Annotated in this window: 25 protein-coding genes, 2 tRNA genes and 1 pseudogene; 1 reads left to right on the top strand and 27 read right to left on the bottom strand. The window is 33.1% G+C overall.

The window, feature by feature from the left end; all coding sequences use genetic code 11:
• Positions 1-55: 55 nt before the first annotated feature.
• The 6 genes from IGJ95_RS01555 to bsh form a co-directional block, all read right to left on the bottom strand.
• A complete protein-coding gene (locus IGJ95_RS01555) occupies positions 56-1,387 on the bottom strand; it encodes a PTS sugar transporter subunit IIC (RefSeq protein ID WP_023518975.1) in 1,332 nt (443 codons plus the stop codon).
• A gap of 170 nt (positions 1,388-1,557) precedes the next feature.
• Positions 1,558-2,268: a GntR family transcriptional regulator gene (locus IGJ95_RS01550; RefSeq protein ID WP_438726102.1), complete on the bottom strand. Its 711-nt coding sequence runs from the start codon at positions 2,266-2,268 to the stop codon at positions 1,558-1,560.
• A gap of 450 nt (positions 2,269-2,718) precedes the next feature.
• The gene (locus tag IGJ95_RS01545; RefSeq protein WP_438761351.1) at positions 2,719-2,919 is read right to left on the bottom strand and encodes a hypothetical protein; all 201 of its coding nucleotides are present in this window, start codon (positions 2,917-2,919) and stop codon (positions 2,719-2,721) included.
• A gap of 222 nt (positions 2,920-3,141) precedes the next feature.
• The gene (locus IGJ95_RS01540) at positions 3,142-4,437 is read right to left on the bottom strand and encodes a hypothetical protein (protein WP_438761349.1); all 1,296 of its coding nucleotides are present in this window, start codon (positions 4,435-4,437) and stop codon (positions 3,142-3,144) included.
• Positions 4,438-5,491: 1,054 nt separating this feature from the next.
• A tRNA-Ile gene (locus tag IGJ95_RS01535) sits at positions 5,492-5,565 on the bottom strand.
• Between the two features lie 564 nt (positions 5,566-6,129).
• Positions 6,130-7,107 (bottom strand): choloylglycine hydrolase, encoded by a 978-nt coding sequence (gene bsh, locus IGJ95_RS01530; RefSeq protein WP_438761347.1) that lies wholly within the window; start codon positions 7,105-7,107, stop codon positions 6,130-6,132.
• A gap of 162 nt (positions 7,108-7,269) precedes the next feature.
• Between bsh and IGJ95_RS01525 the strand changes: the two genes are divergently transcribed.
• Positions 7,270-7,527 carry a hypothetical protein gene (locus IGJ95_RS01525; RefSeq protein ID WP_438761345.1) on the top strand — a complete coding sequence of 86 codons (258 nt, stop codon included), beginning with the start codon at positions 7,270-7,272 and terminating at the stop codon, positions 7,525-7,527.
• A gap of 471 nt (positions 7,528-7,998) precedes the next feature.
• Here the strand turns inward: IGJ95_RS01525 and IGJ95_RS01520 are convergent, their stop codons facing one another.
• From IGJ95_RS01520 to IGJ95_RS01420, 21 genes and pseudogenes are all read right to left on the bottom strand, one after another.
• Positions 7,999-8,757 (bottom strand): Panacea domain-containing protein, encoded by a 759-nt coding sequence (locus IGJ95_RS01520; RefSeq protein WP_438761343.1) that lies wholly within the window; start codon positions 8,755-8,757, stop codon positions 7,999-8,001.
• Entirely contained in the window at positions 8,757-9,404 is a 648-nt protein-coding gene (locus IGJ95_RS01515) for a hypothetical protein (RefSeq protein WP_438761341.1), read from the bottom strand. The genes IGJ95_RS01520 and IGJ95_RS01515 overlap by 1 nt, the downstream gene beginning before the upstream one ends.
• Positions 9,405-9,498: 94 nt before the next feature.
• Positions 9,499-9,572: transfer RNA gene (locus tag IGJ95_RS01510), tRNA-Met, on the bottom strand.
• Positions 9,573-10,014: 442 nt separating this feature from the next.
• A complete protein-coding gene (locus tag IGJ95_RS01505) occupies positions 10,015-10,446 on the bottom strand; it encodes a DUF4231 domain-containing protein (RefSeq protein WP_438761339.1) in 432 nt (143 codons plus the stop codon).
• A gap of 220 nt (positions 10,447-10,666) precedes the next feature.
• A complete protein-coding gene (locus IGJ95_RS01500; RefSeq protein WP_438761337.1) occupies positions 10,667-11,671 on the bottom strand; it encodes an N-acetylmuramoyl-L-alanine amidase in 1,005 nt (334 codons plus the stop codon).
• Positions 11,664-12,176 (bottom strand): phage holin family protein, encoded by a 513-nt coding sequence (locus IGJ95_RS01495; RefSeq protein WP_438762185.1) that lies wholly within the window; start codon positions 12,174-12,176, stop codon positions 11,664-11,666. Before IGJ95_RS01495 ends, IGJ95_RS01500 begins: the two co-directional genes overlap by 8 nt.
• 79 nt (positions 12,177-12,255) lie before the next feature.
• Positions 12,256-13,980 carry a BppU family phage baseplate upper protein gene (locus tag IGJ95_RS01490; protein WP_438761335.1) on the bottom strand — a complete coding sequence of 575 codons (1,725 nt, stop codon included), beginning with the start codon at positions 13,978-13,980 and terminating at the stop codon, positions 12,256-12,258.
• The gene (locus IGJ95_RS01485) at positions 13,970-16,177 is read right to left on the bottom strand and encodes a phage tail spike protein (RefSeq protein ID WP_438761333.1); all 2,208 of its coding nucleotides are present in this window, start codon (positions 16,175-16,177) and stop codon (positions 13,970-13,972) included. The genes IGJ95_RS01490 and IGJ95_RS01485 overlap by 11 nt, the downstream gene beginning before the upstream one ends.
• Entirely contained in the window at positions 16,174-16,932 is a 759-nt protein-coding gene (locus tag IGJ95_RS01480; protein WP_146897181.1) for a distal tail protein Dit, read from the bottom strand. Before IGJ95_RS01480 ends, IGJ95_RS01485 begins: the two co-directional genes overlap by 4 nt.
• Positions 16,929-19,049, bottom strand: coding sequence for a phage tail protein (locus tag IGJ95_RS01475; RefSeq protein WP_438761330.1), 2,121 nt, complete (start codon positions 19,047-19,049; stop codon positions 16,929-16,931). The genes IGJ95_RS01480 and IGJ95_RS01475 overlap by 4 nt, the downstream gene beginning before the upstream one ends.
• A gap of 468 nt (positions 19,050-19,517) precedes the next feature.
• Positions 19,518-20,027, bottom strand: a pseudogene (locus tag IGJ95_RS01470) (hypothetical protein); the annotation flags it as partial.
• The gene (locus IGJ95_RS01465) at positions 20,027-20,413 is read right to left on the bottom strand and encodes a DUF5361 domain-containing protein (RefSeq protein ID WP_438761328.1); all 387 of its coding nucleotides are present in this window, start codon (positions 20,411-20,413) and stop codon (positions 20,027-20,029) included. The pseudogene IGJ95_RS01470 and the gene IGJ95_RS01465, both read right to left, overlap by 1 nt.
• Positions 20,414-20,424: 11 nt before the next feature.
• A complete protein-coding gene (locus IGJ95_RS01460; protein WP_438761326.1) occupies positions 20,425-20,685 on the bottom strand; it encodes a hypothetical protein in 261 nt (86 codons plus the stop codon).
• Positions 20,685-21,275 (bottom strand): phage tail protein, encoded by a 591-nt coding sequence (locus tag IGJ95_RS01455; RefSeq protein ID WP_438761324.1) that lies wholly within the window; start codon positions 21,273-21,275, stop codon positions 20,685-20,687. Before IGJ95_RS01455 ends, IGJ95_RS01460 begins: the two co-directional genes overlap by 1 nt.
• An 11-nt stretch (positions 21,276-21,286) precedes the next feature.
• Positions 21,287-21,622 (bottom strand): hypothetical protein, encoded by a 336-nt coding sequence (locus IGJ95_RS01450; protein WP_151026712.1) that lies wholly within the window; start codon positions 21,620-21,622, stop codon positions 21,287-21,289.
• A complete protein-coding gene (locus IGJ95_RS01445; RefSeq protein ID WP_010732375.1) occupies positions 21,623-21,859 on the bottom strand; it encodes a hypothetical protein in 237 nt (78 codons plus the stop codon).
• On the bottom strand, positions 21,852-22,190 hold the full coding sequence (locus IGJ95_RS01440; protein WP_104660554.1) for a hypothetical protein: 339 nt from the start codon (positions 22,188-22,190) through the stop codon (positions 21,852-21,854). The genes IGJ95_RS01445 and IGJ95_RS01440 overlap by 8 nt, the downstream gene beginning before the upstream one ends.
• Positions 22,177-22,575: a phage Gp19/Gp15/Gp42 family protein gene (locus tag IGJ95_RS01435; protein ID WP_438761321.1), complete on the bottom strand. Its 399-nt coding sequence runs from the start codon at positions 22,573-22,575 to the stop codon at positions 22,177-22,179. The genes IGJ95_RS01440 and IGJ95_RS01435 overlap by 14 nt, the downstream gene beginning before the upstream one ends.
• Before the next feature lie 4 nt (positions 22,576-22,579).
• A complete protein-coding gene (locus IGJ95_RS01430) occupies positions 22,580-22,903 on the bottom strand; it encodes a hypothetical protein (RefSeq protein ID WP_438761319.1) in 324 nt (107 codons plus the stop codon).
• The gene (locus IGJ95_RS01425) at positions 22,903-23,802 is read right to left on the bottom strand and encodes a phage major capsid protein (RefSeq protein ID WP_438761317.1); all 900 of its coding nucleotides are present in this window, start codon (positions 23,800-23,802) and stop codon (positions 22,903-22,905) included. The genes IGJ95_RS01430 and IGJ95_RS01425 overlap by 1 nt, the downstream gene beginning before the upstream one ends.
• A gap of 4 nt (positions 23,803-23,806) precedes the next feature.
• A complete protein-coding gene (locus tag IGJ95_RS01420; RefSeq protein WP_438761315.1) occupies positions 23,807-24,271 on the bottom strand; it encodes a capsid assembly scaffolding protein Gp46 family protein in 465 nt (154 codons plus the stop codon).
• Positions 24,272-24,348: the final 77 nt, after the last annotated feature.

The raw sequence follows: 24,348 nt of genomic DNA, 5'->3' as shown, positions 1-24,348 counted from the left end.
TATCATCCCAATCATCGTTCTATTTATCATTTGTCTATTTCCCTTTAGCAATCGTTTAAGAAAGACTCATCTCAGCATTTATACGAGCAACCCGTTCACTGATTTTCAAGAATGGAAGATAGAAGAAGACTAACGCAACGATAATAACTGCTTGAACAACAATTGCTCGCCAATCACCTGCTGTTGCTAAAAATCCACTTAAAAATGGTGGTGTCGTCCATGGAATTGGAACCACACATTGATTAACTAGTTCCATCGATGTTGCTAAATAGCCAATGGTCGTACCTACGATCGGTGATAATACAAAAGGAATGATCATCGGTAAGTTGAAGACGATCGGTAATCCAAAAATCACAGGTTCATTGATGTTGAAAATATTAGGGCCTAACGCCAACTTAGATAAATCTTTATATGCTTGATAGTGACTAAAAATCAATATTGCTATCACTAAAGCAATGGTCGAACCAGTTCCCCCCATCAAAGCGCCATATACTTGGTGGAACGCTGAGTTGATGATGTGAGGAGCAGCCTCACCATTCGCAGTAGCTGCCATATTCTCATTCATATTTACCATCAATAATGGATCTAGGATCGGACCAGTGATGACAGATTGGTGAATACCGAAAGAAAATAGTAAGTTGCCAAAACAAACTAAAAATAAGTAACCAATAAATGAAGTACCTACACCACGTAACGGTTCTTGGATGAATTGCTCAATGATTCTCATAAAATCATTTCCTGTTAGTTGGATCAAAAATGAAGCAAAGGCAAACAATGAAACGACAATGATCAATGGGAACATCGTGTTAAAAGATTTTCCTACTGCTGGCGGAACACTATCTCCTAAGTTGACTTGCAACTTTTTAGAACGTGTCAGACGAATGTATAGCTCTGTTGCCAATAATCCAGTAATGATTGCAGCAAATACTCCTTTTGAACCAATATTTCCGTAACTGATGACTCCACTGATTTCCACAGCCGTTTCCGCATTGATCGGTGTTGTCTCGATCATTGTTGGGAGTAACGTCAAAAATGCTGGAACAACAGCGATCACAACGCCGATTGGATTATCAAACCCTCTATTTTTTGACAAGAAATAGCCAATGGTGAGTACAAGAATAATCCCAGTGATATTAAGGGTCGAGTTCGTAATGATCGATCCCCAGTTTTGCCAAGATGCCATTGTGTCCGCGCTAATCATATTTTGGAACCAACCTGACGGATCTAACACTACCGAATTAATTAAAATAGCAATACCTGCTAAAATAAATAAAGGCATGATAGTAGCAAATGAATCACGCAGTGTTCTTAAATAAATTTGATTGCCGATTTTTTGAGCTGTTAAAACAAATCTTCCCATCAAAGCTTCCCTTTTTTTCTCATCCATTTATTTATGCCTCCTGAATTGTCTAAAGTTGTATATCAACTTCTAATACAGAATATCACCTGCAATAACTTTTGTAAATACATAATCAAAATTAGTATATACTTATTTGTCGACGAAAGAAAAAAGACCACACTTGATCGTGACAAGCACAGTCTGTTAAACATTATGATCTAATTGATGTTTGCTACTATTTTTCCTGACGTATAGGGATATCTTGTCTTAGATAGATCAAACGGCGTACCATCATCAAAAAAGACGATCTGATTGGTTTCCAAAATCGGGTCGCCTACCTCGATCTCAAACTCTTCACTATCTAAATGATTTGCCTTTGAAGCAATGATCACTCGACGGGCCGCACTAACCACATAACCTAACTCTTCTCTGATATAGTTATAGATGGACCCCTTTAAAATCTCTTCGTCCAAATTTTTGATGTACTTAAGAGGCATGATAGATGTCTCTATACTTCTCGCCTCTTCATTGACATATCTCACTCGTTTAATATCATAGACCGGATCAGTCGCCTTTATTTTCAATTCTTCAGACTCATAAGAAGTGGGAAAACGCACATCAAAGCGGATGATTTTACTAGTCACCGCCGTCCCTTCTTGAGCAGAAGTCCCAAATACGCTATTGATCTGGGTCACACTCTCATTGTCCTTTTTTATGTTGCTCCTAACATATGTCCCCGATCCCCGTCTTGTGTAAAGCAAAGATTCATCAATCAATAACTGTATCGCTTTTCTGACAGTTACTCGACTCGTATTATAGGTTTTTGCCAATGCTTCTTGGTTTGGTAATAGCTCGCCTTCTTTAAATTCACCCTCGATAATCTTATTTTTCAAAGAACGAGCAATTTCGATGTATTTAGGCATATTCATTTCACCCCCCCAAAAATTTGTATACACTTATTATATTAATAGAATAACAAGAAAATGTAAATAACCTTTACAACTTTAACTAACAAATAAACAAATGACTAGTCAGGAAGACGTTTATTCATTTATTAACATATCCGCTTTTTGGAATCCAAAAAAAGCCTTCAGAGAAGCCCAATTCTCTGAAGGCCAGGTGTCACTCAAGTCTTTGTCATTTGTTGCCTAATGATTTTATCATGTTATATCTAAGATAGGCGTACAACTATTTCTGACTTTTGTAATGAATGTTGAAGTACGAATAAAGATGATTTACTTTGCCAAACGATAGATGGCGCTCAAAATGAAAGTTGCTATATAAATATTTATCCCATGCAATAATATAATATCACACCAATATCACACCAAAATTCTCCCGGACAAATTGCTTTTTGCTCGTACATATCTTTTTTTTATTTAATCCTCGAATTGCCATTCTCTTTCAAAAGAAATGTCATCATCAAAGTCTAAAATATCTATAGTAAAATTTACAAAGAAACATATTCCTAAAATAACGAAAGTTACAAAAGGGAAAAGAACTTTTTTATTCTTTATTATCCCATGAATCAAAACTATAAATGCTAAAGAAAAAAATAGAATTGCAAAAAATAAGCTCAAATTACTACTTCCTTTTTTAATTTTATTATTCATGTTACTGAAAAAATTTTTTTCATACACATAAATAGACTATTTTTATAGATATCCTGGAACGGGTAGTTCTCATCATATAATTTAAGAGTGTATAACAGGACGACAATGTTGATTTTACTACAACTAAAATTAATATTTTCCCATTTTTTAATAATAGACAAAATATAATCATTTATGTGTAAATACATTCTACTTATGAAGAGCATCAAACATTGTTTTTTCACTGTATTCTTTATTTTTGTGTATTTCTTTTTTCATCATAGTTAAAGCATGTGGATAATAAGAAATTTGCGCTAATTCTTTTTTTAGTAAATCGATATTTTTAAAATCAGGATTCAATTTTTCAGCACAAATAGGATCATCTGATAATTTAGGAACATGATCATTCATTTTTTCAAAAACTGATCTTGATAAAATTGTTTGTAACTTCTTTTTAACAGTATCTTTTGCTCGACAATTTTTTAAATATAAATACGTATTAAACATATCTATTATACATGGTGTATAAACTTCCTTATTAAAATTCAATTGCTCAAACCTATCTAATAAAATCGCTGATAACTCCAAATAAATCTCCCTAGATGATTTTGTGTGAGGTAGTTTAACTTCACGTAAAAATGTAAATTGATCTCCTGATTCTTTATAATTAGTTTTAATTTTAGATAAAATAGAATATCTTTCTTGGCCTAAAGAAAACTTTATCGATGCTTCTAATTCTTTAGCTAAACAGTTGCCTAATAAATATTGATACGTACCAACCCTTTCTCCGTAATATTCATTAATAGCCATTTCACTAAGTTTTGTTAAAATTACTTCCTGCTTATAGCCGTCTAAATCTACCATATAAGATACTTGTTTCTTAGGGTTAATTAATCCCAAATATAAAATTTTAGCTAGTTCAAGAACCTTAGTTTCTTCTATTTCATAAACATAACTAACGATGCCCTTTTTATCTTGATATATATGTGAATTATATACATGATCACACACGTTCTTTCGACTTTCTATACTTATAGTAGACTTATCAATAATTTCAATCTGAAGCATATTTTCTTTTCTTTTAGCAATTACTCCAATTTCATGCAATCTAAAACTTTTTTTATCTTTAAAATAAAATGCTGTAGTTAGAGGTAAAATCAAAAAACTATCTTCATCATTTGATATTAATTTTTTTAATTTAAATTGTAATAACTCGGGTTCAATAGAAGCATATAAACTGTCATCCAACGATTGTTTAAGTTTTACTATATCTCTATTTTGAAATTTCTCTTCACTTATTGTTAAATAATCCTTATAGATTGATAATAACTCAATATTAGGTTTATATTCAGTACAATCTTTAGGTTTATAATGTGAACTATCTAAATTTAGTAATTGACTAAAAATCCTTAATAAAAATGAAGCGTACTTTTCAGAATTAACAAACTCTTGTCTTTTAATCTTCGCAACTGTTAATAAAAGTTCTTCTTTTCCATTATCATTCATATTTATAAACACTTCCTATTTATTTTTTTATAATGGTACCAAAATGAAAAATAGTTGTGCTGTTATTACCAAAAAAATAATAAATATAAAAAACAGAATACTAAGATATTTTGTTAGTATGTAATTTAAAATCTGTAGTGTACCTTCGCCGCACTCACTAATTCTTGATATCCATGCTGATTATGTGATCAAACTTATTAATTAATCATTCTATGATCTATACTAACAGAGCTGTATCCTTCTTCATCGTTTAAATAACCTATGACCACTTTTTTTAAAATTTCAGTGTATATTTTCTCAATTTTTACAGTAACAAATAGAAAGGTTATGAACCGTCTGTTCTGATCAACTGAGTTAAGAGAAAGAAGTTATTTCTCGGTCAGAATCGATTTCAAAAAAGTAACCCAGTCTAATAATACTATTAATTAATATATTCCGATTAAAATATTGTATTAATTCCCATTATGTAAAAATGAACAGAAAGAATCTATCTCTTTCTGTTCATTTTTATTACTACTAAAATAGATATAAAATTTATATTATTTTAGCAAGGTGCTGATGGCAAAGGAGAAACTACCCCTGGAATTGGAACTGGAGTAATTGGCCCCACCTGTTGTATCAGTTGGTTATAAAGTTCTTCCCAAGTACTAAACATAATATACACCTTCTTTGTAATAATAATAACTTTAGTATTTCAATGGATATATTTACGATATCAATCTCAATAACAAAATCTATGATATAATTACTTTATTATATTTAATTTGATAGTTTTTTTTATGAATTGCAATACTTAAAATAAAATATATTATAGATTATTCATTCTAGAATTTTTATAGAATAAACATCCTTAATACGTATATCGCTAACTACTCCCTAATGGTTACCTTGGTTACAATGATGGACAACATTACGATTATGTAAAATATTTTATTGAACCAAGAAGATATAAGTCAAAAAGCCACTCAAATGAGTGGCAATGAAAACTAAACGTTGATTTGTATGATATTCTTCAAAAAAATTCTAGCACAGAACTAACTAAATTACTATAGTATGTACCCTGTAGAACTCGAACCTACGACCGGACGGTTATGAGCCGTCTGCTCTGACCAACTGAGCTAAGGGTACAGGTTGTTGCCACCATTTATTTGCTTATTCATTTTAAAAGAAAGAGTTGGTGACAACAAACCTATTATCGCAGTAACTTAGATTGTGATTAACAATGGGTATAATGAACATGCGATAATATAATTATTTTATCGAACATGTTTCACTACTGTCAAATTGAATTTGAATATCTTTATTTACATATAATGGATATAAAAAAGAATCACCCGATTATATCCCATTGTTTCGATTTGTAAAAAGACTAGGATTTAATTCATCAGCTATTACGCTTAGCTTATATAGTTTTTGTAAAAAAACAATACAAAAAAAGCTACTCTTTCGAATAGCATGAACGGACATCATCATAACTTTACTAAAGAAAGTGGTGTTTAACTTTAAAATTCCTGAGTAAAAAAACTTCATCCAACGTGGAGCGTTACATAAAAAAAGAAGCGCCCAAAGGCGCTCCGCTGTTTAGAGCGATAAACATATTGGTAATTTGATTCATCAGCTATTATAGTTAAGTATTAAATATTATATTTTTATTGAAATTCAAAGTTACTGTAAATAAGAATATCCGAATTATTAATTAGCATATTTTATTTGCTGCTTTTCTATTATTGGGTAGCTAATCAATTTCTCACCATTTAAATCTTCCTTATTCATATCCACAGCAGTAATTTGACTGTCTTCATAGGTTCGATAATAATAGATTCCTTTATCAACATTGCAACAGGAAGAATAAATTGTATATTCATATTTTCCATCACCCACATCACATAAACCTTTTTGTTGTTCTACTGAACCTAAGATATGGAAAAATTGACTAACACTTTCTGATTCTGAACTACCGGATACTGAGTTCAGTTTCGTAAAAGTTGCTTTAACAAAACGAGAAACTGAGGATAAATCTCCAGGTAATCCTATCCCACCCATACCGCGACTGTAAGCATTCAAATTAATTTGATCTGAAAAATTATTTTTTGGAGTTTCACTCGATAAGACACGATAATTATTTAAATTGAATAATTGATAATCAAATGATGGATTATTAGTAAGAACGCCCACAGGGTTATCATATATATGAAGGCCATCTTTCATACTTTCGATTACAATTGATCTTTCTTTATCAGCTAATAACCAATGTAAAGGAGACAATGGAAGCTCATCACTATAATTTATATTTGCTAAATTGATATTTTCTAACAATTTCTCTGCTTCATCTACAGTTGAACATTGGCCCAAAATCCAAGGGATGAATTCAAACGGAGATACATTATCTTTCCCTTCTTGTATTTCTTTATAATCAGCATACCCAGAAAAATTTAGCCCAGCTATGCTCAATCCTTTTTCATTTGTGGCGTCGTAATAAAGAGGATAGTCAGCTACTATACCGGCGGCAATACCAATCATTGCATAATGAGTGTCCAAATCATTTACCTTTCGAAAATTTAACTTATAATTTCTTGGAGTAATAGTGACTACTTCATTGTAAGATATTTCATAATCAAAATTTCTCCCAAAATAATGATCTCTTGTTACATAAGTAATAGACGTACACATAGTTTATTCCTCCTAAATATTATTCTGTTCATGTTCATATTACTCCTAACCCTTTCATATATCAAAAGAAAAGTATATCATGCACAAAGAAGTATTTTTATTTGTATAAACTATATTAAAGTTCTATACTTAAATTACTAAATAAAGAGGGCGTGAAGATAAATGTCAAATTTAGAAAACAAAGAAGAAAAAGTTCTAAACAAAATCGTTGCTGCAATCAATAAACTGGATATAGAATTAAGCGAACTTGATACGTTATCTGAAAATCCAGAAAAAAAACATAAGCTTAAAAAATGGTTAGTTGAACGTAAGGTGATTCATGAAATAAAAAAAATCCTTCATGAAGCTGATAAATATGATAAATATGATGAAAAAGAACTTGATAAAGAATTTAAAGAAATTAATGATTTATCACTCTGATCTATTAAACGACTCATTATGAGTCGTTTTTTTATACAAAGAAACTATCTAGAGGTGATACAAATATAAATATTGATTGCAGTACAAAAAAGAAGCGTCCGAAGACGCTTCGCTGTTTAAATGCGTAAAAAGATTGGGAAATTGATTCATCAGCTATTACGATTATTATAATCTCATCCTGTAAAAAATCAATACTAAAAAAGCTACTCTGTCGAGTAGCTTCAAGAGGCAAAGAGTCGAGGTAAATACCAGAAGATCTGGTAAGAGTGTGAAGAATTTTACCTCGACATTTGCTCTGTGCTACATATTGAAGGATATAATGCGAACACGACATATAATATTTTTTTAATTATATAGCACAATATAATTATAATCTATGAAACTAAGCTTTTTTATTCAATTTTGTTATAGCTGATATAAAAAATAACCACCCGAAGGTGGCTGAATAATTGGTATTTATATCTTGAAAATTTAATTCAATTTTTCTAATTCTTTATAATGATATTCTTTTATAAACTCATCCTTAATCACTTTACTTCTTGAAAACTCATCATAAGTTAAATCCCATGGTCCACCATCAACATGTGAAATTTCAACCAGTCGAGAAGCACTTAAATTCCAATACTTTTGAACTGTTTCTGCTAAAGATGCTAATATTTCAACCGCATCTTCATTCAATGCGATTTTAGCAAATACCAAAGGAACTCTTATATCTTTAAGCATGAATTTTTTTTCAGTTTCTTGTTCAATTTTTTCTCTTCCATATCCCTTGTATAATTGGTAAACCTCTTCAACTACAGGACCATACTTATAAGCAACAATGTGCTCCTCAAATAATTTTTTACCCGTATTTTTTAAATAAGTTGCATATGCAAAATAAATTAGTTTTTGCAGTTTCAAATTAGTTATGGATTCTATTGACAAGAAAAACTTAGCAACATCCTCAACGTGCATCTTTTTATCCGCACTAAGCAAATCAAAAAAATCATCCATATCTTCGATTATTGATATATCTCTAAAAAAAGAATCTTTTTCTATAACACTTTTCCAAGTTTTATCTTCAGTAATTAGTTTGTGAATACCAAACTCACTTTTAGACAACCTATACTGGCTTTGTTCAAAAAAATCTTGAATAATAGCTTTATCTAGATTGTCATTAGAAGCATAGTGCCAACCTATCCTTTTACCTCCAGCGTAATAACTTGCTATAGCAATAAAATGATACGCCATTATTCTTCCTCCTTTAAACTAGCTGTCTTATATTGCTCTGGCCAAATAATATAGTTACGTTTAGCCTTATGTATCTCATGAGAAATTTCATTACTACGAGCATAGGCTGTATTCCATATTTGTAATTCCCAAGGAAAATAGAAATTACTTACATTTTTAAAATAAATATGCGTTCCTTTATAATCCTCTTTATTTCTAGTATACCACTTCATCAAATTTTGTTCATATTTTATATCTTCTAAAAAATTTTGAATGTCTAAAGAATTAAAGTTAAAATCATCAATAATTAACCTAAATCCTAATAAATCATTTAAACATTTTTGAATTGGGCTCTCTCCGTTGTTATGATTGCATAGATAATGATGAAGTTTATTTATAACTGACTCTTTTTGCTTAATTCTAATCCGTGCGTCCCATTCTGAATAATCATATTCAAAATTAGATGAAATTAGAGCCGTATTTAATCCAATATAATATTCATCTATATAATCTAAAAACTCTTTAGAAATTTTGGAACTATTTTCCACTACATCTTTCACACAAATACTTTTTAAGTTAAAAGAATTATCAATAAGATATACTCTAGATATTTCTTTATGTAATTTATTAATATCACATATTGCATTTTTCAATCTAAAAAAATCCATGATATTCTCCTAACTAAAAAATACTACAAAACATTTTATGAAATATATAGAGTACTGTCAATAACATTTTTCTACAGTGATTATAGTAAATTTATGTACCCTGTAGGACTCGAACCTACGACCGGACGATTATGAGCCGTCTGCTCTGACCAACTGAGCTAATGGTACAGGTTGTTGCCACAAGTAATAATTAGGTGATTTACTTAAAGGAATGGATAACATTGTGACAACAATCCTGTTATCTCAAAGCTAAAAGTGGGATAATATTTTATTATTAAGCATGAGATAACACGCATATTGTATATAATAATATTTAAATTTGTCAATGAGGAGCTTTTTTTATAAAGTCAACCGGTATGAGAGTTGCTATTGACAAATGACTCTCGAACAGTGTTCATAATTCACCTATAAAAAGTCGTTGACTTCTAACTAAATCAAGTAAAAAAATATAGATAATAAATTTTAAATCTATTGTTCATAATGTTATTATTAATTTATAGCATTAAGAAAAAAGATAAGACTCTACATTCCTAAAAAAATGTAAAATCTTATCTCTTTTCTTAATTGCACAATTAGTACTATCTGTACTACTTTCTAATTAAATAAACTTTTAGTTATTAACTTGATTAAAATCAGAGATAATATCATTTAATTCAGTTTGAAGGGTTGTAACGATTAAATGGAAATTTTCTTCATCCGTTTTATTATATGGAGATGTTTTCGTTATATATAACAACTTTTCTTTTTTGATTTTCATTAATAACTCTGTCGAAGTCTGTACTTTATCTTGATAATGAAATGCAGACATCCCACTTTGTATAATTGTAATTGTTGCTGAAGCAATTGAAACAATCAATAGTAAGGACCTGTGTTCAGAAGCCTGATCAATTAATATTGGAATACTAGCTGATAAAACTATTTTTATAATATTTCCGATACCAATCACTCTACTATTAAATCGAATTTCTTTTTTTAATCTATTGATTGTAGAATCAATAGATTCGATAAATGCTTTTTGATCCATCATTTTCTCTCCAATCATTTTATTAAAATCATTAACAAAAATATTATAAGAGGATTTAAGTAAGTTCTAATTAACCGCACACAAAAATAAAAAACAATTGTATTTTAACAAAATTTTAATATACTTGTCAATTTGTGTACTTCTGCAGAACATTTACTTTATTGTTAGATAAGTGGCTCATGTTTATAGAATCTAAATAATAGATTTTTATGTACTGCCCCTCAACGAGGAGCTATTTTTATCGTTTTGGAATCGTCAACGCTAAATCTTTGAAGTGGAAATCTTGATGGCCACCCTTTGTATTTCCTGCTGGATCATTCGTTCGTCTAAACATAATATAAACATTCTTTCCGACAAATTTTTTCATGTCAAACTCACCTTTCATCCCATATTTTAACCCCTTGGCAACGCCTAAGTGTTTGTTGACATCTTCTCGAACGATTCCAGGAGTCGCAACTCTAGCTAATTCTTTGCCTGTTTGTTTATCCATTAAGAAAATATAACCGTATCTGTGATTCCCTGCTCCTTGCCAGCCTTGAATCGTTAAAATCCCTTTCTCAACTTCTTTCATCAATTCTAGTTTGGCTTCTTGCCCATTTGCTTTCTGAATCGGGCTTTCTGTCACATATTCATCGTGTGTTTTTGGCTTAGATGAGCTATTGGCATTTGTATTGTTTGAAGAAGATACTCCCAAAGATTCACCAGTAATTGCTTCGATTAATTCTTTCGCTACTGCATCAATGTTATCAACTAATTTCTTTACATCATTTGCATTAGAGATGAATCCTAGTTCAACTAAGCGGTATGGAATTCCACGATTAGAAAATACATTGCAGTTTAGCAAATCTGAACGTCCAAATGTTCCTGTTGGCTTTGATGATCCCCACAATCCAACATATTTCTCAATCACTTTTGCAATCGCAAGATCATTACTGTCCGCTTTAAATCGAGCATTGATAATCACATGACCATTTTCAGCGCTAGGATTGCTTGATCCATCTAAATGAAACTCTGTCACCGAAGCATAACCATTTACGTCATACGCGCCACCTCCAGCTTTTGTTTGTTGATACATATCTAGAGACTCATTGTAAAAATCAATCTGATTATTTTTTAGTTTTGCAGCCCATGCTTTTAGTTTTGGTCCTAAAATATTACGGGTAAACGTTGCTTCCTGATAGCCATTTCCCAGTGCTCCGGGATCACCTTGGCCATGTCCAAACACTACTAAATGTTTACTCATTTTCATCGTCTCCTTGTAAATGATTTGTTGGGAAATATTTTTCTTTTTTTACTTCAATTTCATCTTCTAGCCACTTAATTAGCCACATTGGAAATTTATCTTCCCAACCTAAAACAGCGATATTGGCCATCAAACTATAGAAATTATGGTAAATAAAAGCGAAGATAAACAAACAAAAAATAATGGAACCAGTACCTAACAAATAATCAAAGCCATAGGCAATCATGCAAATCACCAAGATTACAAAATCTCGAATAGCTGAATCGATCAGAGTCGTACTATTTTTCTTTTTACTTGTCGATAATTTGGCTAAACTAGAACCCACAGCCCATTCCATAAGAAAAACTGCTAATAATATTCCAATAACAACTGCATGCTCAATGCCTAATTTCTTTGACGTAATCCAATCAGGAAACACAAAAGAAATTCCTCCACCAATTGCACCGAATACCCAACTACCGTCATGACTCATTTTTAAAAGTTGATTTTTCAACAGTTCTATCATTGTATTCACTTATTTTCTTCCTTTCATAAAAATAAAAAGCGCACTCATTTGAGCACGCTACTAAATGATTTTATTTTCTTCAATCTAACCAATATGAAAATGTATCTAAATAACAATATTTAACATCTTTGCCACTGTCATTTCCTACGTATAGATTTCCTGCGCTAGTGACAGCTATTCTGCATGAAGTACTCAATGAATTAGTTGTCCCTAAGCCCATTTTAGTATCAGAAGGGGTGAGTTCATCTGGCAATGTAGAAATAATATGTTGTTGTGTTTGACTAGGCAATGTATTACTTGTTGTGGTTACCGCACCTCTAAATGATAGTTTTTTATGACCATCTATTGTGTCAACTCGATACTTAGGACTAGTTCCGTCTCCTCCTTGATAACCTTCTGTTAGTGATAAATCTTGCCATTCCCCTAGAACATAAGTATTATTTTTCATCCAAACAACATTCGCCGTCACTACTCTTAAGTCATCAATTAGCATTGCAATATTATTAGTATTTGTTTCCACCTCTGTTTCCTTAGCAAAATTTGCTTCTATATATTCAGAAGTCAAATCCCAGACAAAGTCATTTGGATTGTCACTATCCTTAATTCCTGTACCAAAATATTTGTACATTCTTTCTCCCGTTACTTGTTTTGATAGATAAAAAGGCGCAATTAATAGATTGGGCTGGTATGGTGTAGCTGATTCACCTTCTTCAATTTTAAGTTCATTTTTAATTTTGATAGTACCTGTAAAGCCATTTAATAGTAATTGTAACCAGGCACTCGTTATCTCAGAAGGATCGAACGATACTTCATGTTGATTTGCCATTGTTTCTACTTCTACCCACTCATTTAATGGTAAATCACTTAACTTTATATGCAAATAAGAAAGAGAATCACTTTGTTTATTTAAGCGGTAAAGCAAATAGTTATTTGATGAAGCTGGATTATCTAAAAACACTTTGGTACTCATCGTGTATTTTTTATTTGGCGACAAAATTGGTACTTCTGTTTGTACATAAGCATTAGGATTTGTAGTGCTATCGGAAAGCGTGAATGTCGTCGCATTTTCTTCACTCCCTTTTGTTACTCCCGTCCCAACAATCCAGTTACTTGAGTCCATATTTCTAAATAAATTGGGATTTCCACTATAATCATAGTCTCCAAAATTAATACTATCACTATACACGACGGATAAATTCTCTAAGTTTTCAACTATATGTTTCAGTTCAGCTACCTTATCTTGTAAACCTTGCAAATCTATTTTTGTATTATTAATTAATTCATTGATTTCAGTCATTCTTTCCGTAACCTGTTGATGGAATTGCTCATACTCTTCAGTAACTCTCTCAGCAGTTTGAGTATAAAGTTCATGAAGTTGATCAATTAACTTATTGTATTCTGTGATAATCGATTCCGCCTCTTCAACATCAATATCTGTATTTCCTAAAACAATGACTTTGAAATCACCGGTTGTATTTCTTTTACCTTCTTTTTGAAAAGAAAAATACGCTCGTTTATATATTCCTTCCATAGAAAATGCTGCGCTAGGAAATGTGTACTCAAATGTCCCTTCAAGCAACTTTTCAGGATCTGCTGTGATTCCTTCGGAATCTATAATTTTTGTTTGACCGTCTGAAATCAATCCCTCGAATGCAAGAACTCCGTCTCTTAAATCGATTGGTTCATTAAAATTACTCAAATGTACAGTAATTGTCTGTAACCCATTATCTCCAACTCTTCCATAAATAATAACTGGTGCTACTGGAGATTTAGAAAAATCCAAATTTATGCTTCTATTGCTCATCTTCTACAATCCTTTCAATGATTTTTTCTAATTTTTTTATACGTTTCTCTTGTACTTCAATCTTTTGAATTAATTGCTTATTTGTTAAACTATTCAACATGATTTGTTTATTTACATCAATTCTTAAATAGTTATCTTCTTGTTGATCAATATCTGAACACAGAAAAGGTGTATATTGTGCAATCAATCCTAGCTCTCTTTTTTTATTTGGTTGTGCTTGTTTATTTTTATTTTGGTAATCTTGTTTACGATTAAACTCTACAAAATTTAGTTTTTTTGTTTCTTCAATCCCATCAATTTCCGAAGGAACAATATTTTCTTTTAATCGAATATCTGATTGATTTAGGATAGGATAACCATTCATATTTAAAGAAGAATAAAAATTAACTGGAGAATTATTTGGGACTTTTAATCCCGTTAACCAAATATTACGAATAACTTTGTTATTTCCGTTCATATCTGTAGCTAAAGTAGTTTGTGACAAGCTGATTTCTCCTGTATTGCCATCTACTTTTAAAGAACCAATATGTCCATCTGTAGCACGATCATATCTACCAAGCCATAGATCCGTCCCTGGATAAGCAGATAGATTTAAATATTCTCTATTAGTTGCCTCATGAAATGTACGATATAAACCACCTAAAACATCTTTTCCATTGGATTTAAACAGACGGAAGGCGCCGCCGGTCGTTTCAGAAAAAAGATTTCCTTTCCATAAATTTTTAATGGCTCCATCATCAATTACAATCTGACTATCGCCATTTTCAGATACTATTGAACTACCTCTGATAGCTACACCAATGATGTCAATTGCTCGTAATGTACCTGCAGTAATCCTATCAGCAACAATCGCCCCATTAGATGTCATAGCTAGGCCATAAGTCCCATTGTAACCAGTTGAACTAAAACCTAAACCACCATCATTCCAGCGCCAAACATCTTTAGCTGTTTTCACATCTGTCGTATCCATAATTAAAAATTCTTGTGGATCTGCTAAAGAAGGATAAATAACTACATGACCCTTCCCTGGATTTTTTATAATATCAGATGCTTCTTTTTGTGCTTCATCAAGCCACGTAACTTTCTCTATGATCTTTTCTGTTTCATTCTTTGATTCAGCAATGATACGTGCAAAATCAGTCCGAGCATCTCCTAATCCAATTGATTCATAACGATCCAATGCTACATTCCAAACAGTCTTAATAATTTGTGTAGAAGTATTTATATTTAACTGATTAAATGTGATTGTAATCCAATCACATAAGTCAATCATTTCAAGATTCTTTAATTGTTCATCTAGTGTAGAACTTGCTAGATCAACATAACTTGCTTGGATACTTACTTTCGGAATTCCCACTCGATTATTCTTAATATACGATTTCACTAAACTTCGTAATTCATCAACATCTTTGGGTTCCTTGTCACTAAAATCTACCATTTGAATACGGCGCTCTGAATAGTTATGGACATAGTCGCTATCAATATAAATTTCAGGCAGGATAATTAATTTCTCGTCCTCCCCTGTTCCCGTTTTTGCCCAACCATAAACGGAGGTATACGTACTTTCAATCGATTCTTCTTGTGAAATATCAGTTAAATTTTTGCCGTAGGCAATAACGATATTCGTTCGTTTACCTGCTTCAGATAATAATTTTACTTGATGATTATCAAATAAATATTCTCCACCAAAATTATCTAAAATTGACCCAGATACACCACCTAATACAGCTTGTGCATTCTGAAATTTTGAAGGATCTGAAAAATCAATAGATGATTTAGTAACGACGTCACTATAAAAACTAAAATCGCTTTTTGGTTCCATTTGTATTCCTAATTGATTAAGAGCGGCTTGTGCCGTAATACCGGTAAATTTTGTTCCTATTTTAACTATAGATCTCAACAGTTTATAGCGATAGTGTTCACAATAAACCGTCACGATCCCATTGATTGGCTTTGTAACTCTTGCAATTTCAAAACGCTGACTACGAGCTACGTGTGTTGGTCCTGCATCTGCTACGATCCAAAAACCACTCTTTAACTCTTTAAAAAGTTTGCCAGATACAGGGTATTGAAAAGTTAATTCATAAATCCCGTTTCGTTCTCTCGTCACCATTGGAGAAATTGCTTCAGTCAACGGTCCTAACCCTAATGAGTGCCAATTCGTTTCATCTTTTTCATGTAAAATAATTACACTCATACTGCTAATGTCCTCCATTTTGGTTTGATTTTTAATTGATCAATATAGGTATAACTGATTTGGTTTCTTCCAGGATTTAACACTAACGGTTGATATCCATCACTATTTAATAAACAATACTTTGTAACATTCACACCATTCTTATAGGCAATACCATTTTCGCAATCAAGTGTGATCATTCCCTCACCCGCCTCTTTTGCGATTTGAAACTGTTGCCCATTGATATAAATATGACTGTCTTCTGTACTAGTGGTTTTATTAAATGTAATGACTGGTAAACTTTCAAAAGCTTCTGGATTAATAATGACTCCATTATTTTTAATTTCTCTTTCCTCATTCCCATCGTGTCGGAATACGAAAGGTTGGCACTTAAAAATAAAATCAATATCTAGCCAATTTCTTTTCTTGTCTTTCGCAGAAATCTCACTGTATCCTAAAGCTTGATAATAATATTCATCGTATTCACTAATTATCAAAGGAGAATATACTTTATCTAAATATAGCCATGCAGCGATTTCTCTTAACTGCATGGCCATCGTTTTTTCTTGATTGCTGTATATACTCATCGGTATTATTTTTTCAATATCTTTATATTTTCCTCTGTCATATATAATATCCGAGTTCCTGCCATCTACATTTATGAACTCCAAAGACGACTCTGGAAGATTGAAACTTATACCATCTCTAATGATCATTCCTAATTCAATGGATTTTTTACCTCTAAACTGAAAATATGGATATTTTAATAAATTCAAGCCAATCTCCCTCTCAATTGTTGTTCTGTTAATATAGCCAGCTTTCGAGCCGTTTCCTCAATAGATTCTTCATTAGATAAAATTACTTTTTCTATAGTGATATAAACTTTTGGCGTATCACCGTAGTCTTTTCTACTTCTAAAGTCAGTATTATATGGGTTTGATAATTTTTTTAATGGTAAATCAAAACTAGCTATATCTGAGATTTCATAAGATAGTTTGTTATGCCATAAACCTCCAGTTAAACGATGGATATCCATATTATCTGAAATAATTCTTTGAACTTCATCAACAATAGAAGTAACACTGTTCTTCACAGTGACAAATTGACTCAATAATCCTTCATTTAATCCTTTCATAATAGCATTACCCGCAGGGATCAATAACTTTCTATCGTAACTCAACGGTCCTTTATTTTCTTTAATCCATTCTGCAATCCCACTAACAAAACTTTTGACTTTTTCAAATCCTGCTTCTAATCCTTTTAGAAAACCCTCTATAATTGCCCATCCTGCGTCTAATAAAGCATCTGGAACAAATACACCTAGAATAGCATCCAATAAATTAAATGCTGCATTTCTAACGATCTCTTGGCGATTTCTAATGTTATCAGCAAAACCATTCACAAGATTAATCACAGCATCCATCAATCGTCCTTGGGATTGCACAACTCCACGTACCATTGCATCAACTAAATCCATCGCTGCATTCACAATATCTGGAATTTTATTGGCAATTCCTTTCAAAAATTTAACGATTAAATTAACAGCGGCGTTAATTATCTGACCTAAATTATTTGCGATTCCGTTAACAAAATTCACAATCAGTTTAGCGGCTGTACTGATGATATCTGGCATTCTAGAAGCTAACGTATTCGTAAAATTCACCATTAAATTAACGGCTGTATTTACAATTGTTGGCATGTTTTGTGCGATCACTTGTGCAAAATTCAAAATGATATTTAATGCCTGTTGCGTGACTTGGCCTATATTATTGGCAATACCTTGTAAAAAATTAATTAATAAAGAAAAACCAGCTTGTAATACCATTGGTAAATACGAATTTAATGAAGCTAACCACGTGGCAATTAAAACCGCCATATTCCGCACAAGAACTGGTGATTGTTGCGTAATACCTTGGAGTAAAACATTAATCAAATTAGCTCCTGCAACTACAACTTGAGGAAGTGCTATCGTCAATGCTCCTAAAAATGCTGTAATAATTGAGGTAGCGGATTGAACAATTGTTGGTATTAATAGTAATAGTGAACTAGTGAAAGTCATTATTAATTGAGCTACGGATAACGAAAGCTGTGGTAGACCTTGCACAATTCCTGTGATAAATCCACCAATTACCGCCAATCCACCAGAAATAATACTTGGCAAAGTTGCACCTATGGCTGTTAGAATGCCATTTAAAGCTGTACCGAATACATAACCTAGTTTGGGAGTATTTTGAGCAATACCAGAAGCCAATTCTTCAAATGATTGAGAAATCTGACTCATTCCACCTTTTATCCCTTTGTTTTGAAATGCATCAGCAATCATACCCACTACTTTTAACACTAGCCCTGCTGGACCTAGCAACGCACTAAAAGATATTTGAAGAATTTTCAAACCGGTTGCTGGCAAATCAATTTTTGAACTTAGATTTGAAAAAGTATCCCCTAATTCATCAAATCCTTTAAATGAACCCGTAATCTTTTCCCCAATATCCTGAAATGGCTCTAAAACTGATCCTAATAGATTTCTTATTCCTTCTTTCATATATGGAATGGCCGCTTTGATAAATGTGACAATCGCTCCAGGAAGAGCCTTTAAAATATTGCCGACCATCGGAATAAAGTTTCCAAAAAGAAATGTTGAGGTGGTTTCTGCCAACTGATTTAGTGAAGGTTTGATATCTTGCCCTAATGCCATTTTCCCTAAGACATTAGAAAGCGACGACTTCATCGCAGCAAATGAACCACTAAACGTTTCAGCAGCTTCTTTTGCGGTTGTGCCAGTAATATCTAGATTTTCTTGAATAGCATGAATGGCATTATATACATCGCTTAAATTACTGATATCATACTTCACACCAGTAAGTTTTTCTGCATCAGCTAGAAGACGTTGCATTTCTTCTTTAGTTCCGCCGTACCCTAGTTTTAAGTTATCTAACCATTTACACCCCCGTTTTCACGGTATTTAAAAAGGCTTATGATTTCTCATAAACCTTAAGGGATTAGACTATATCTTCAACTTTTTAAAAGAGCCAACCTTTCCATAGGTTTTCATTCTCCTTTAAAGTTGGTGTGCGCTTCCCATATCGTACTAATAGATACAGTACTGAGTAACAAACTCATAGTCGTTTAACTTTCTTTATACTGTTATTTTTCTCAACTGTCATTTATCAGTCTATATAATTTGGATAAATCGTATAAAGCTTAGCACAGGATAATCATGACGTAAGCTATAATCGTTTTAGACTTCCCCTGTTAGCAAAGTTATCTCAATAGCCATTTCCTGCTATATTCTAACTTCACACCCTTAGTAAGGTTCACACACTTTCATCTGCATAGTCACCTAAGCAGCGGACATCAATTCTATCGTGTAATTTTGTTTGGCAAAACCTTGATAGGCATTTTGGATATCACCCATGTTCGTACCCATTTTGTTCGCGTTATCAGACATATCGATCATGGCCATGTTTGCGACATCCGCAGCTTTTTCAGTATCTCCACTAACCGATTGCAATAGACTAGCGCTAAAACTGGTAACATTTTCCATGTAGGCATTCGCGGACAATCCAGAAGTTTTATACGCCTCATCGGCATATTTTTTTACTTTATCTGCACTGCCTTTGAACAAAGTTTCGATCCCACCAAGCGATTGTTGGAGATTGGCGCCTTCGGTTAAAGTAGCACCAATCGTTTTCCCAATGGCGGCAGCAGCAATAATACCTTTCACAACACCAACAAGCTTGCTTCCTAAACTATTACCAGCACTGATACCTGCTGATGAAGCTTCTGGATCAAGTTGGCTTTTTATTGCTCCACTAATACCTTTTGCTGATGGAATGATCTGTACATAAGCTTGACCTAGTTCTGTTGCCACTACATACCACCTCCATCAAATTGCTTAATTAGTTCATTTCTTCTTCGCTCAAAATCCTCACTAGAATCAAATATAGATGTATCTGCTGTACTCATTTCCTTCTTGTAAGGAAGAAGCCCATCCATAATCATTTTTGGTAAATTTTTACCTTTCTCTGCATCTTTCGTTTTAGTCCAAAGAAGAACACTTAATTTATCTGAGATACCTGCTAATAAAAGTGTTTCAAACGATACAGTTTGATTACTCATTTTCATTTTGATTCTGGAATCTTCTCTTAAACCACAAGAAAAAACAGCTACCTTTAAAAGTGGTAACTGTTTATAGTCATATATTTGATAAGTCTCAGCTAAATCGCAAATTAATGCTTCTTCATCTATATAAATCATCCTAGCAAGGACTAAGAGTTTTTTGTATTTGAATGACTTTGGAAAATTTCAGTAATTTCTTCTGACATTTTTTCTGCCGGAACAATACCAGCCTTTGTCCGTAAATGATCTTTTAATTTTTCAGTTTGTTCTTTACCTAAAAGCATAATAACTACTTTAGAAAGAGTTAATGGATTGGTTTCTAGCTCAATGATAGCTTCTAATAATTCATAGTTATCTAAACGTTCTTTCGAAATTTTATACTCAAATCCTGATTTAGTTTTCCCCTTCATTATTTTACAACTCCTTCATTTAATATATTAGTTGAATTGGTAGGTTTTTGGATATATTCGGTATGAGTATCACCATTTTCATCTGGCATAGCCGTTAAAGTAGTTTCGTATCCAATGGCATCTTCATCTGCATAGTTAATTTCTCCAATCTCTGAAATCGTAGCATTTGGGATAACAATACGTTTTAATATACCCGCTTTTAAAACCATATCTACAACTAAACTATGTGCTTCTAATGGTGTAGAATTTGCCTTAATAGTAATCATTGTTTCTAGACTACCTGAAACATTATTTCCCCCATATACTTCCTTTAATACATCGACATTCAACGCTTCAATCAATGTATAACTAAAAGTATCTGCTTTTTCATTTTGCACAACATCAACTGTATCACCACCCCACGCTTTGATTGCGTCTGTTTCAGGTGTATTATTATTCTTTAACCCATCTTCTGAGATATATCCCAAACTTTTGAATGCTTCATTTAATTCTGCAATAGCATTAGTAGGTAAAGTAGTTCCCAATGGCGCAGAATAAATTGCGCCACCAATTTTGGGTTTTGCCGTAGATACATTTTCTGTTTTTGACATCTGTTTCCCTCCTAATAATGATTGATATCAAAGACTGCTTGATATCGATATTTTTTCGTTGTCGTATCTGTAAAAGGGTAATCGCTGTTTAATTGAACATTGCTGATTTCATCAAGTTCAATCATGTTTTCAACTACTTCTTTCAGTTCTTCATTTAATTTTGCGGCATTATACATCGATTCCGCATAACTTTGAAAAGCAAATGTAGACGAAGGAAGATAATTACGTTTTGAGCTTCCTGTTTTCTCGAATAAAACATAACTATCTGGCATTTTCCCTGTTTGTTCTAAAAAAGACGGTACAGATAAATGACTATCGAGATATTGCTTAATAACGATCTCAATCATTTAACGCACCGCCTTCAGTAACGTATTATTTTTCATGTTGTCTCTTTTTGCTTTGTAAGAATCAGCATAGACCATCGCATTTGCACGAGTTTTCCCGACATATACATCTTGTGCGTATCCTTCTCCCGCACGATTCTTAATGGCGGTTGCCTTTTCAGTCAATACACCTTGCATTTCAGCCGATTTCAATAATTGACCGACTCCGGAATAATTGAGCTTGAATTTATTTTTAGCCATAACGCTCCACCATCACTTTCTTGTTCCAATCAAGCGGAATGAGTTCTTCAATCCCTTCGAGCGGTATTCCAAATACACGCCATCGTTTACCAAAGAATTTGACTTCCTTGTCTTCCCATTCGTGTGTATCTCCTTTAGGAATAGCTAACGTATAAACGGCTTTTTTACCGGTTAGTGTCAATTGGTTAACAATATCATCAGACGAAGTAGGACTGACTAGGACATTTTCAATTTCGATTTCTCGGTCCTCATAAACAGGATTGCCAAATGGATCTGTTCCTGTTTCAGTTTTATCGACAAGAATAATAGTCATCCCTTTAATCTTGGACATAAAAATCAACCACCCCATATCGCTGGCGTCGCAAGCCTAAACGGCTTAGTTCTGTGTTCTTGATAAACAAGCCACCACCAGGTACTAAATAAGAGCCAGACCAGGAATAGCCCAATGCACTTTCTGTCGTTTGGGTCATCGGTTCCTGGTCAGTTGACGTCATAAGTGTTCGCGCAACGATGTCAACCGTCACTGACTTCACTACATTGGTGAAATAAGGTGGCTTTTCATTGATCATCGTGTCTAATTCTTTACCCACTCGTCCGGCTTCTTCACGTAGCGAGTCAGAAACAATGACAAGTAGTTGCTTGGCACGTTCGATTTCATCAGGCTTTAATACACGCCATAGATTTTCTAGATCCTCAATTGTTGCAAAAGGTTGCATTTGATCACTTCCCTTGCGCCATCATTAAGTCATACAACTCTTGTTTTTTAGCAGTGGCACTGTACTTAATACCAAAAGCATCTAGTTCTTGCTTGATTTGAGGAACAGTGATTGAGTCAAAAGCTGGATCGCCTGTTTTGTCTTCTTCGACTTGCTTTTCAGCAACTTCTCTCACTTTGTCTTCTGGTGGATCTTGCTTTTCTTGTTTTTCCATTTCTTTTTTAGACTGTTCTGTCTTTTTGCTATCTTCAACAAGAACCCAGTCGCCACCAGAAATGACACAAGGGCTACTGAACGTAGCCCCTGTTTTCGTATTCTTATATTCCATTATTCTCCGCCTCCACTTTCGACTGGTTTAATAACACGAGCAAAGCTATTACCATCCATAATCCCCCAACCTAAGTAAGTTTCAGAACGTAAGTATACTTGGTTATAATTTTTCAAGTCTTTTCCACTACCGTCAGGATCGCCATATTTGATAACTTCCAGCGGAATTTCTTTTGCATATCCCCATTGGAACATTGAAGCAAAGTCACCAATTACTACTAAATCATCTTTACCATTTGATACAGTCCGATTGATATCAGTAGGAATACCACGTACAGTTCCTGGGTTTGCTCCCCATGCTAATTCTGGGAATTGTTTGACGCCATTCACTTTATAAGCCGCTAAAGCAGATGAAAATTGAGGGTCCATCGCCATACCAGAGATCACACCTTCTGCACCTTGAATTAATGAAGCAGCAGCCTCAACATTTGCATCTGGATCCGCAGCATTAAAATCAACGGTTTGAGTTACTTTGCTATCAAAATGATTGTCGCCAATAATAGCTGATGCCGTACCGGAACGAGGGTTAATTCCATGAAATGCCATTAAATCTAGCCCACGTGCAAGCTTGCGAGCATACCCATCATTGAATGCTTTGACAATATCAATTTGTTCTTCTTCTGAAGCATAAATAAATTCATCAGAAATACGAGCGCCATATTCAACTTTGATTGGAACAATAGTTACTGGTGCAAGCGAAACACCACCATGGCTTTTTTGTCCATTTTCTGCCACGATATCAATTTCAGAATCCATCGTAAAAGTGAATTCTTTTTGACCATTAAATGGGATTGGTTTTTGTTGAGAAAGCGTAGCTAACGAGCTCTTTCCTTTTACTTTGTTGATTAAGTCTGATACTAATTCTGGATCAAATAAACTTCCTTTTGATAAAGTTGCCATAATATTATTCTCCTTCTAAATTAAGATTTTCAATTAAGTTTTTGTATGATACATCTTTTCCTTCTTCCAAAGGTTTTTCAGTGCTTTTCATAGGTGGAGGTGTTTGTTGCTTTTTGCCGACAAATCCAGCCAAACGTTCTGCATCAGCTTTGATACTTTCTTCATCATCTCCGACCAATCGATCCGCTAAATCAATGGGCAATCCGTTTTGCAATGCGATTCTAGTTCGCAAGCTTGCCGTTTCATATTCAGCAATTTTTTTATTTAGATCAGCCACTGTTTGCTCATGAGTCTTTGTAGCAGCGTTTGTTTCTTCGATGGTTGATTTCAAAGTACCGATTTCATTTTCTAATTCCGCATTGTGTGTCTTAATTGCATCGTAATCTGCAAATTTCTCTTTCTCACGATTCAATCGCTCCTGGATAATTCGGTCCAGTTCCTCTTGTGTTTCAATTATTTTAAATGTCATGATAAAAATCCTTTCTCCTGCTTGCCCGGCAGTTCGGTAATTTTGTGTATTAAAAAAACGACTATCAAAATTGATAA

The sequence above is a fragment of the Enterococcus sp. AZ156 genome, from assembly GCF_051714165.1.
Taxonomy (GTDB): domain Bacteria; phylum Bacillota; class Bacilli; order Lactobacillales; family Enterococcaceae; genus Enterococcus_B; species Enterococcus_B pernyi.
The sequence above is the reverse complement of the archived record's forward strand: the minus strand, read 5'-3'. Positions and strand labels throughout refer to the sequence as shown.